Source organism: Olivibacter sp. XZL3 (genome assembly GCF_004368405.1).
Lineage (GTDB): Bacteria > Bacteroidota > Bacteroidia > Sphingobacteriales > Sphingobacteriaceae > Olivibacter.
Map to the genome: position 1 here is coordinate 25,090 of NZ_SBJH01000057.1, position 10,159 is coordinate 35,248.

10 protein-coding genes, 1 other RNA gene and 1 pseudogene are annotated in these 10,159 nt (G+C 42.2%); 3 read left to right on the forward strand and 9 right to left on the reverse strand.

Features of this window, described 5'->3' with window-relative positions:
* Positions 1-3: 3 nt before the first annotated feature.
* The 8 genes and pseudogenes from EPX21_RS12145 to EPX21_RS12180 all read right to left on the reverse strand — a co-directional run bounded on the left by EPX21_RS12145 (position 4) and on the right by EPX21_RS12180 (position 7,099).
* Positions 4-912, reverse strand: coding sequence for a carbohydrate kinase (locus EPX21_RS12145; RefSeq protein ID WP_134089964.1), 909 nt, complete (start codon positions 910-912; stop codon positions 4-6).
* A 162-nt stretch (positions 913-1,074) separates the two neighbouring features.
* Entirely contained in the window at positions 1,075-2,901 is a 1,827-nt protein-coding gene (locus EPX21_RS12150) for a glycoside hydrolase family 15 protein (RefSeq protein WP_134089965.1), read from the reverse strand.
* A 127-nt stretch (positions 2,902-3,028) separates the two neighbouring features.
* A pseudogene (locus EPX21_RS23465) lies at positions 3,029-3,519 on the reverse strand (GNAT family N-acetyltransferase).
* Between the two features lie 255 nt (positions 3,520-3,774).
* Positions 3,775-4,251: a GNAT family N-acetyltransferase gene (locus tag EPX21_RS12160; protein ID WP_134089966.1), complete on the reverse strand. Its 477-nt coding sequence runs from the start codon at positions 4,249-4,251 to the stop codon at positions 3,775-3,777.
* Between the two features lie 76 nt (positions 4,252-4,327).
* Complete coding sequence (locus tag EPX21_RS12165; RefSeq protein ID WP_134089967.1) at positions 4,328-5,116, reverse strand: carbon-nitrogen hydrolase family protein; 789 nt, start codon at positions 5,114-5,116, stop codon at positions 4,328-4,330.
* Between the two features lie 112 nt (positions 5,117-5,228).
* Positions 5,229-5,804, reverse strand: a complete 576-nt coding sequence (locus EPX21_RS12170; protein WP_134089968.1) for an O-methyltransferase — start codon at positions 5,802-5,804, stop codon at positions 5,229-5,231.
* 405 nt (positions 5,805-6,209) lie between these two features.
* A complete protein-coding gene (locus EPX21_RS23470) occupies positions 6,210-6,389 on the reverse strand; it encodes a helix-turn-helix transcriptional regulator (protein WP_370450981.1) in 180 nt (59 codons plus the stop codon).
* Between the two features lie 218 nt (positions 6,390-6,607).
* Complete coding sequence (locus EPX21_RS12180; protein ID WP_134089969.1) at positions 6,608-7,099, reverse strand: plasmid maintenance system antidote protein; 492 nt, start codon at positions 7,097-7,099, stop codon at positions 6,608-6,610.
* 456 nt (positions 7,100-7,555) lie between these two features.
* On the opposite strand from EPX21_RS12180, the gene EPX21_RS12185 reads away from it, so the two are divergent.
* The 3 genes from EPX21_RS12185 to EPX21_RS23475 are packed head-to-tail and all read left to right on the forward strand — an operon-like array spanning position 7,556 to position 8,911.
* Positions 7,556-7,840 carry a hypothetical protein gene (locus EPX21_RS12185; RefSeq protein ID WP_134089970.1) on the forward strand — a complete coding sequence of 95 codons (285 nt, stop codon included), beginning with the start codon at positions 7,556-7,558 and terminating at the stop codon, positions 7,838-7,840.
* On the forward strand, positions 7,840-8,610 hold the full coding sequence (locus tag EPX21_RS12190; RefSeq protein WP_134089971.1) for a nucleotidyl transferase AbiEii/AbiGii toxin family protein: 771 nt from the start codon (positions 7,840-7,842) through the stop codon (positions 8,608-8,610). Before EPX21_RS12185 ends, EPX21_RS12190 begins: the two co-directional genes overlap by 1 nt.
* The gene (locus EPX21_RS23475) at positions 8,600-8,911 is read left to right on the forward strand and encodes a nucleotidyl transferase AbiEii/AbiGii toxin family protein (RefSeq protein ID WP_134089972.1); all 312 of its coding nucleotides are present in this window, start codon (positions 8,600-8,602) and stop codon (positions 8,909-8,911) included. Before EPX21_RS12190 ends, EPX21_RS23475 begins: the two co-directional genes overlap by 11 nt.
* Before the next feature lie 705 nt (positions 8,912-9,616).
* Here EPX21_RS23475 and ssrA read toward each other — a convergent pair.
* Positions 9,617-9,983: a transfer-messenger RNA gene (gene ssrA / locus EPX21_RS12200) on the reverse strand.
* Positions 9,984-10,159: the final 176 nt, after the last annotated feature.

Genomic DNA, 10,159 nt, shown 5'->3' on the forward strand with positions numbered 1-10,159 from the left:
ACGCTATTGCCACTTCAGTTGTTCCAACTGCTTCCGCCACATAAAGTGCGCTAAATCGGTCGTCTTATAATCGGGATTGGCACCAGCTTGAGCGGTAACATAAGCACCGAGCGCGGCTGCATAATCCAACATATCTTCGATGGATTTTCCCAACAGCTTTTGCGCAACAAAGGCGGCCAAAAAAGAATCACCACTGCCTACGGTGTCTTTTACAATCACCGAATAGGCTTTATAATCGTATCGCTCTGTTAGTGTATAATAAGAGGCACCATCTCCGCCTTTGGTAACAATGAGCTCCCCGATTCCGTAAACATCCTGCAATCGATTTATACTTTCTTGCTCATTGTCGCCATCACCGCCAAGCCACGATGCGATAATCCGAAGTTCATGATTATTCAGCTTTACGATATCGGCCTTACGTAGTAGGTAATCGACAATCGATTGCTCGTAGTGGGGTGCCCGGAAATTAACATCGAACAGCTTAAGTTTTGCGTGTTCTATCAGTTCGTACAATGTAGTCCGACTAACTTCATTACGCGCGGCGAGAGTTCCGAACACCATCAGATCAGCGCTTTCAATCAAGGTTGATGTCTCGGTATCTGAAACTATAAAGTCCCAAGCGACCGGCTGCACGATATCATAGCTCATTTCGTGGTTGGCTCCTTCGGTGGCTATGACTTCACTGGTTTTGTGATCTGCGTCTACTTGAATATAATCGGTGGTTAAACCCATTTTTTTCAAGAACATAGTCAGCTCCTCCCCTAGCGGATCGGCTCCGACCCTGCTGACCACATAGCTCTCTAAACCCAGTCGGTTCAGATGATAAGCGACATTCATGGGTGCGCCGCCTGGCTTTTTCCCCTCGGGAAGCATATCCCATAATACCTCTCCGTAACAAACTACTTTTTTCATTATGCGATGCTGAATTAATGAGCGTTTACTTGACTAAAGTAAAGACAAAATTCGACGATCACGTTCTATATCCTCCGGATTTTTTTAAATTTTGTACCATGGCGATGATAGTACGGCTTTGCGCGGCGTTCCGACAAGCCATGTGTTCTGTATGGAATATGCTTAAAAGTGACGCCGTCTCATCTGCTTATCAAGCTCCAAGGCTGCGCTGATCAGTGCCAGATGGGTAAATGCCTGCGGAAAATTCCCCAAGTGCTCCCCCTTTTTTCCGATTTGCTCGCTAAAAAGTCCTAGGTGATTACTATATCCCAGCAATTTTTCAAAATTTTCCACTGCTTGCTCCACCTTACCCGCCTTCGCCAAGCATTCCACATACCAAAATGAGCACATATTAAAAGTCCCCTCGTCCCCATCCAGTCCATCTATTTTTTCAATATGATTATGATAACGATAAACTAGCACATCCAATCGCAGTTCCTTATCTACGGCCTCCATAGTTTTGATCCATCGCGGCTCTTGAGGTGTCAAGAAATGCACCAACGGCATGAGCAACACACTGGCATCGACGCTATCACTTCCCTTATGTTGCACCCAGCTCTCCAACTTTTCATTCCAGAAATTATGGTAGATATCCTCATAAATCTCGTTCCTTGCAGCCTTCCATTCTTGTTCGGGATAAGGAAAAGTGCGGTGTTCGGCAATTTTAATCGCCCTATCGACAGCCACCCAGCACATCAGCCGTGTATGCAAAAACTCCCGTTTTTCGTTTCTTATTTCCCATATCCCGTGATCGGGTTCGCGCCACCGCATTAACACAATCTCGACCTGTTTTACCAGAATTTCCCAGAACTCGTGGGTAATCGGTCGGAAATTTTTGTTATAAATATAGATCGTATCGATCAGTTCCCCATATATATCCAGTTGCAACTGTTGTGCAGCGCCATTACCGATACGCACCGGTTTAGCCCCTTTATATCCATCCAAATGCAGCAGCTCTTTTTCTGTCAAATCGCCCTTTCCATCCAAAGGATAAATCAACTGTAAATCCTTATCTATGCACTGCTCATGAATCCAAGCCATAAACTTTTCCGCCTCCTCTTCAAAACCAAGTCGTAAAAAAGCATACAAGGTAAATGCAGCGTCTCGAATCCAGGTAAAACGGTAATCCCAATTCCTGTTTCCTCCCAAAGTTTCCGGTAGGCCAAACGTCGGAGCTGCTACAATGGAGCCATACTTCATCGAAGTCATTAATTTCAATGTAATAGCTGATCGGGCAACCAGTTCCTGCCAGTTACCACGATAGGTCGATTTGCTCAACCATTTACGCCAATAACTGATTGTTTCATAATAAGTATGCTGCGCATAATGTGCCAAATCAAAGAAGCGCTCTTCTTCACCCTCTTCCACCGATTCAAGCACGATAAACACCGATTCTCCTTCTTTCACGGAAAAGGCAGCATAAGCGTCGTTGTTCTTTTTCTCCAGTTTTACCTCTGCCATCAGTCGGACTTTTGCCCCTCCATCATTGATCGCCTCAAAAGTGAGTCTGTTGTGGTATTTGTGTAAGCTGTGCGACACCATTGCATAGTCAAAACGCGGACAGCAGGACATTTTATAATCGATGTTCCCTCGTATACTCGAGATTTTCCGGACAATCGCACAATTGCTATGTAGCTGTCCATCACTGTTCTCGACAGGCATATAATCCGTTAACTCAGCTATGCCTTCATCGGAGAAAAAACGAGTAATCAATACAGCTGTACCCGGCATATAGAGTTGCTTGGTTTCTATCCCTTCCATCTGTGGTTCGATCGAAAAATAGCCGCCTTTTTGCGCGTCGAGTATTGAAGCAAAGATCGTCGCTGAATCGAATTGAGGAAAACACATAAAGTCGATGGAGCCTGTTTTAGACACAAGGGCTGATGTTTTCATATTTCCGATAATACCATAGTTGGCGATAGGCTGGTAATCTCTTTTTTCATGCTGCATATGACTAAAACATTGTGGAAGAAGTAATGTTTGTCGCATTTTACCAAGCCATTTGCCGCACACATTCCTTTTGACGTGGATCGTTGGTTTTCTTTGTTGCGATTTCCGAAATAATTTTGGTTGCGTTTTATATAGAACTTCGATCTAGATGATTAAGTCGATAAGATGGTTTGTCTATTCTATACCAATTACATTTTACGGCATCAAGTTCAAACACTTCAACAAAAGTGAATCCAACCTTAGTCAAAACGCTGTTTGAGCCCTTATTTTGACATGCTGCGATAGCATACATTTCGTCTAATCCTAAGGTCTTAAAACCATAATCAAGTGAAGCTATCGCTGCTTCCGTTGCAATTCCTCTTCCCCAGTACCGTTTATTAATCGATAGCCGAGATCGTAATAATTCTTTTGTCCATTCGTCTCTTCCGTAATATACTTAAGACCTGCCCATCCTATAAAATCATTCGTTTGCTTATCGACGACTGCCCACCTTCCGATACCATGTTCAATATATTGCTTTCTAATGAAGTCGATAATACCAGGAACTTGATCCTTATCTTTTATCGGGTTGTTACCTAAATATTTATGTACCTCTGGATCGGAATCCAATTCGTACATGCCTTCAATATCCGTCGGCAGTATTTCTCTTAAACCCAGATTACGCGTTAGGAATTAAAACGAAAGGGAATGATCCAAAACAGGCATGAAATAGGGAATGAGACATACTGGGGTATGGCGAATGAGCTATTGAAATGGATGTAAAGGAGCATTTCATTGCAGTTCATGAGCTAATGCGTATTCTGGGTTAAAATTAGCGTTCAGTTTCCGCGTATATGTTCATCATTGTATTCGATCTATTATTTTATATCTTTCCTATTTTATCCAGCTTATTTTGACTGCCGATAATGCCGGGAGTTCCAAACGTTGATCTGGAACAACTTCAAAACCATGTTTTAAATAAAAATTCAGGGGTGACGTATACGGCTTGCCGTTTACTTTAACATCTCTGTTATGATCGATGACCCAGCCATGGAGTTGTGATTCGTAGTTTTTAAGTCGGTCCATTATAACCGAACCGATACCCTGACCATGAATGGAACTGGAAAGGATGAGAACAAACCATCTAGCTTGATCTCTACTGAACTTAGTCCCCCAACCAGCAATTTGGTCATCGGATCTGACGAGAATATGTATCGGTTTTTCTAATCCACCAATATATCGTTCGAAAGCTGCTAAATTATTGTAAGCCAGTTTAGCCGGGTATTCGTGATTCCACAAATCCATAATTTGCTGTTTTTCGTCTTGAGAAAGCATTCCTGTTGTTCGAAACGCTAGATCTTCTTTATTCATCCCTTTCGTATTAGCAGCATTTTCACTCAGACTCCCTTTTATACAGTTAGTAAGAAAGAGGCCGAATTAATTTTAACTACAAAAATAAATGCGATTTGAATCGCTTCGCAAGTAAGCCGGTTGCTTTATCAAGGTCAAGGTCAACAACTAAAACCCCTGCTTCACCATATCCTTGATGCGCTATACAAGAACCGTCGGGAGCAATCATTGCAGAAGCTGATTCCGGATAGTTCGATGCATAATTTACACTGGCAAAATAGATGGTGTTTTCTAATGCCCGCATCATCATCGCGCGTTCATAATAGGGGTTTTCAATTGCACCAAATCTTTTTAAAATCGGCCCTTGATCATTGCTGCCCGAGAAATGGGGATGAAAAACGATTTTTGCGTCGTTAACAGCACACCAACGCACTGACTCAGGATAGCGAAACCCTTCATGGCAGATCGTGATACCAAATTTTACTCCATTAACTTCAAATACCTGGCGCTTTTCACCCGCAGTCCAGATGTCGTCTTCGCTAGGATCGAGCTGGTTCTTCGTCTGATAACCCAGTATCTTACCACTCTTATCTATCACATAGGCCAGATTATATAGCTGATCATCGATGCAACCATCCATCGGAAGTATGATTGCTATATTATTAGTCTTCGCTATAGTTACAGCTGAATTTAGTGCTTTTTGTAATGACAAAGGAGACCGGTCGTCGATGGGATATCCCATACCAGGATATCCTGGAAGAAAGGATTCTGGAAAACAGACGATTTCAGCTCCTTGTGCCACGGCATCGGCTGAAAACGACTGGAGTATTTTCAACCCGTGGCTGATTGATCCCGGGAATGGTGGTGATGCAAGCGCTATTTTCATTTCTTAAGCTATTTAAATTAAGTCGATCGAATTGCCAGAAGTTATGAATAGTTGCAAACCCTTTCATCTTCCGGCTTTACATAATACGGCTACTTCTAGTATCATAGTGTCCCTATTTTTTAGCGATAAAAATCAACCCAGTCGACCAGTTCATTTTAGTCATTTGGATATCGCTTCGTTGTTCAAGATGCGCGATTAGCTTGTCGACATTATCCGGGTGCCCTTCCGGCCAATTGGGCTGTGGGAGCATGTCGTCGATCAGGTAAAAACCACCCGGCTTCAGCATCGCCAGTGTCTCCTCAAGCACACTATATTTTCCCGGCCATGTATCTGCAAAGATGAGATCAAATTCCTCCTGTTGGTTTTCTACTATCCATTGGTTTCCATCTGTACAAATCAACTCCACGCGCGGGTCAGTTCCGAAAAAATGTTTAGCCACTGATTGGTACAGCTCATTATTATCCACCGAAACGACGGTAGATTCGCTATTCATGGCTTCTACTATCCAAGATAGTGCAAGACCGGTACCTGTACCGAGCTCCAAAAAACGACCTGCCGGCTTCGAAGCAACTAAAGTTCTTAACAAACTACCGGTGTATACGTCCGATAGCATGGGGAATCCCAATTTCCGGGACTGCGCCAATATTTCTTCATAGGCTGGTGGTAAAGGAATGTTTTGCTGATTCATATTTTTAGCTTGTCTTAAATGGCGTCGAGTTTACTGTCCGCCCTAATCATTCACTCTAAATATCGTTATTTCTGGTGAAATCGACATACCACCTGTAAAAATAAATACAGGAGCGACTTTGAACAGCGACCGTATAGAGACTAGCGCTAATCTCTTGGGGAAGAAACCAAAGAAACCCACGCGCGGATCAAGTTCCGAAAAAATGTTTAGCCACTGATCGGTGCAGCTCACTTTTTACTTTTGGCATAGTGAGCGGAAAGAATTCCCATCAGTTTTGGATCCGGAATCCCTTTCCAATGCGCATATACGTATATGTCAAATTTGCTTTTTGCCATTACTTACTTCAATAATTCCAGATCCTGTAATTTTCGTCCCAATTCATCATCAGCAGCTAATTTCAATACATCATCCTGTAAACCTAAGACACGAAGTACATTTAAGTAGGCACCAAAGGCCACACCGGTATCGCCCTTTTTCGATAAGATATAATGTTGAACCTGCAATCCCAGCCCGCTCCGAAACTTGGCTGGTCGTCAATTTACGACGCTTCCTCGCAAGCTTTATATTTTCGCCGACCTGTTCCATAAAGTTTGTTATACTTGGGGAAGACGACTTGTTTTTTAGAACTCATAGCGCCCATTTTGATTGATAAATCAAACAAAAACAATGAATATGATTGAAATAACAAACAATTATTCAGGTTTACACGTAATAGATTGTTACGTGGTATGTGTTCAATAGCGTCAACATTATCTTGCTTGATACACTCCCAGTATTTACTGCATTAACATATTAGATCGTTATTAATTTGGTTTATAGATGGTGTAAGGAATTCTAGCTTTGGACTCTTCTAACGCCTGCCTTACTTTTTCAACGCCATAAAAACGTGTTATCTCTCCTTTTTCATCTTCGTTACCACGTTCAAAGACACGTTGGATAACAGCACGGTACTGCCTCTGCCAATCTATCTTGTTGATATCCGTATCCCAAAAAAGTGATGTACTGAGAACGGACAGATCTGGCGTGGGTTGAATTTCTTTTTCTTTGACCTTTTGAATATCGTAATAAGCCTGTAGAATGACAAAGGCACCTTCTTCCAAACCTAGTTCCCGTTCGATTTTTAATGCCAGGGCTGTACTAAGCCCTCGTTTTCCTTTGGTTATCGCGTTAAACGTTTGTGGATGTTCGTCTAAAGACAATGCAAAGGGACGCTGCTTAATCGCACGCTTCTTTAATTCTCGTTCGAGAACAATCCCCGGATGTATGCCTTTATATTTTTCGAACCGCTTAATCATAGAATAAATATAAACATTTTTGTTTATATAAATATAAGATTATGATTTTGGATATTCTTACTCGCGGGATTCAAATGACCGTCTTGATCTGCTAGGGCAACAATTTCCTCCCAAACCTTACCGTCATTTCCAGCCCCAGATTCAAAAACTATTGGAATCCCCTTGCCAGGCTTTACCGTAAAGTTTAGTTTATGGGTACCTACATCTATTATGGCGACATACTTGCTGAAGGAGGACGACGAATGCCTTATTTCCTTCCCTTCATACTATTCTGTCATAAACAAACGTAATAGAAAATGAATTGGTGTTTATTACCTTTTGTGGTACGATAAGACCTAAAAATTGGGTCTTATCGTACCACAAAAGGTAATGACATGTCATTAAATAGATGGCTTATGCCCAAATTTATTTTACTTTTATTTTCTTTTGTTTCCAATATGCCGTAAATTTGTATAAATGAGCGTAATAAAGGATATATCGCAAATCTTTCCCAAACACTTATTTTGGGATGTCGATCCAAAGAATTTAGATGTTCAGGATGACAGGGATTTTATTATCCCTAGAGCGCTAATCGCTACAACTGCGGAGACATTTGCTAAAGATATCCAACCCTTGGAAAAGCTTTATAGCAAAACTCAAATTGTTAGGGAATTGCAAAAAACAAAAGAACGCATTAGTAATGAGGTCTGTAAACTTGTTGCTCGTCGTTACCATGTTCGGCAATTTTTACGTTATCAATAATGTCTGCGATTTCTCAAGGTCTATTAAAGACTATTCGTGAGTTACAATCTTTTGAAAGTTTTGAGGGGTCTGCTTTAGGTGGAGGTACTAACTTAGCTATTCGATATCATCATCGGATATCCACTGACATTGATGTCTTTTTCCATCATATTGTCGGAAAAGCAGGTTATGAAAGAATCAAAGACGAGATCCAGAATTTTTATGGCGCACGGGTATTTGGTCTCCAATTCCCATGCGATATCAATGACCAGTATGTTTTTCTTCGTTTCTTCATTATATGCGATGGAGAAACGATTAAGGTAGAGATTCTTCAAAATATGAAAATGCTCGACGACATCGAAAATATAGATGGCATTAAATTCGTTTCTGAACTGGATATTGCATTATTTAAGATGATGTCCGCTGCAAACCGTGCCACTCAAAAAGATATTTATGATCTTGACCTCCTTTCCGAGAAATTCCCATTAATATACCTTTTTGAACAGCTTAAAAGAAAACGTTCTCTATTTTCAGCAGAGGAGCATCGTACTATTTTTGATCTCGATGGAGAAACAAATCCGTTGGATCAACCTCTAACTTTATTGAAGTTTGATGAGGGAGATGTACAAGGTAGAAAATCAAGACCTCACCATTCACAAAACAGAGTTGATATTCTAAAAGACCAAAAAAGTTGGCCCGTCGCTCGATCAAGTTGGAGAAAAAAGGTTCGCACTCTCTTCGACGAATTAAATATAGAATTCCCAGGCCCTTCCTCTTCGGATGTGGAATAATAGCTTTTATCTACTCCATAAAATAGATGCTATATTTTCGATAGATTCCTGCAGAGAAGCGCTAATCTTCAAAGGAGGAACATGTTTACGGAAATGTTATATCCCGGATTACCGTTTTTCAGAAGATTTAGATTTCACATCCATCAATCCGGATTTTCAATTGGATGAAGATTTATTGTGGCAAATCATGTCGTTAGTACTGGTGTGGAGCTGTTATTGGTATTTGCTGAGTTTACTCCGGAACGCAGGGGATTGGCTGCGTCCCACGGAGCCCGCACTCACGCCCGCAGCCATCCCTTAGTAGGGGGGTAAAGCAACAGCAAGCTATTCGCTATCCTCAAATATCTTTTTGTATTACTGAGTTTACTCCGAAACACAGGGGATTGGCTGCGTCCCACGGAGCCCGCACTCACGCCCGCAGCCATCCCTTAGTAGGGGGGTAAAGCAACAGCAAGCTATTCGCTATGCTCAAATATCTTTTTGTATTACTGAGTTTACTCCGAAACACAGGGGATTGGCTGCGTCCCACGGAGCCCGCACTCACGCCCGCAGCCATCCCTTAGTAGGGGGGTAAAGCAACAGCAAGCTATTCGCTATGCTCAAATATCTTTTTGTATTACTGAGTTTACTCCGAAACACAGGGGATTGGCTGCGTCCCACGGAGCCCGCACTCACGCCCGCAGCCATCCCTTAGTAGGGAGGAAAGCAACAGCAAGCTATTCGCTATGCTAAAATATCTTTTTGTATTACTGAGTTTACTCCGAAACACAGGGGATTGGCTGCGTCCCGCGGAGCCCGCACTCACGCCCGCAGCCATCCCTTAGTAGGGGGGTAAAGCAACAGCAAGCTATTCGCTACGCTCAAATATCTTTTTGTATTACTGAGTTTACTCCGAAACACAGGGGATTGGCTGCGTCCCACGGAGCCCGCACTCACGCCCGCAGCCATCCCTTAGTAGGGGGGTAAAGCAACAGCAAGCCCGACTAACGTCGGGCTTGCTGTTGCTTTGTGGAGCCGGAGGGATTCGAACCCTCGTCCAAACATGGTACTGTTTATGCTTTCTACATGCTTAGCTTCCGTTTAATTGTCGGGAAGTAGAAGGTCGGACGCTTACCTATACTTGCTTCCGTAGGCACTGAATTTCGCTAACTTATCGTGCCGCTAAGTCAGCTAGCTTCGTTGATCGATGCTCCTGGTGTTACAGCACGAAGCAGACTGCAACGGAACAAAAGCTATGCTAATTCTAAATTAGGCAGCTAAGGCGTAGTTATTTTCGCCATTTATAAGGTTGAAAGTTCAGATTATAGTGCTAGACTCACAACGCACTGCATGCTTACATAACCGTCTCCATCCTGTCAATTCCGGTCGACCCCATGTATCATTCAAGCCTACAAAGATACTAAATAAACTGATTTTTAGCAAGGGGCGGCCAATATCAATCTTAAGTTTACACTATTTTAATATATATCTTTCCTCTATAAATTAAAGAGAGTCGCATGTCTTATTAATGTTGTTAACCAAGGAAGTCGTTTTAATAGGGCATGCACGA

What these genes read in the sequence shown, in the direction of transcription:
- EPX21_RS12190 (WP_134089971.1), top strand. Translation starts at nt 7,840, where the DNA reads ATGTCTGCGATTTCTCAAGGTCTATTAAAGACTATTCGTGAGTTACAA.
- EPX21_RS12185 (WP_134089970.1), top strand. Translation starts at nt 7,556, where the DNA reads ATGAGCGTAATAAAGGATATATCGCAAATCTTTCCCAAACACTTATTT.
- EPX21_RS23470 (WP_370450981.1), bottom strand. Translation starts at nt 6,389, where the DNA reads ATGGAACAGGTCGGCGAAAATATAAAGCTTGCGAGGAAGCGTCGTAAA.
- EPX21_RS12165 (WP_134089967.1), bottom strand. Translation starts at nt 5,116, where the DNA reads ATGAAAATAGCGCTTGCATCACCACCATTCCCGGGATCAATCAGCCAC.
- EPX21_RS12145 (WP_134089964.1), bottom strand. Translation starts at nt 912, where the DNA reads ATGAAAAAAGTAGTTTGTTACGGAGAGGTATTATGGGATATGCTTCCC.
- EPX21_RS12160 (WP_134089966.1), bottom strand. Translation starts at nt 4,251, where the DNA reads ATGAATAAAGAAGATCTAGCGTTTCGAACAACAGGAATGCTTTCTCAA.
- EPX21_RS12180 (WP_134089969.1), bottom strand. Translation starts at nt 7,099, where the DNA reads ATGATTAAGCGGTTCGAAAAATATAAAGGCATACATCCGGGGATTGTT.
- EPX21_RS12170 (WP_134089968.1), bottom strand. Translation starts at nt 5,804, where the DNA reads ATGAATCAGCAAAACATTCCTTTACCACCAGCCTATGAAGAAATATTG.
- EPX21_RS23475 (WP_134089972.1), top strand. Translation starts at nt 8,600, where the DNA reads ATGTGGAATAATAGCTTTTATCTACTCCATAAAATAGATGCTATATTT.
- EPX21_RS12150 (WP_134089965.1), bottom strand. Translation starts at nt 2,901, where the DNA reads ATGCAGCATGAAAAAAGAGATTACCAGCCTATCGCCAACTATGGTATT.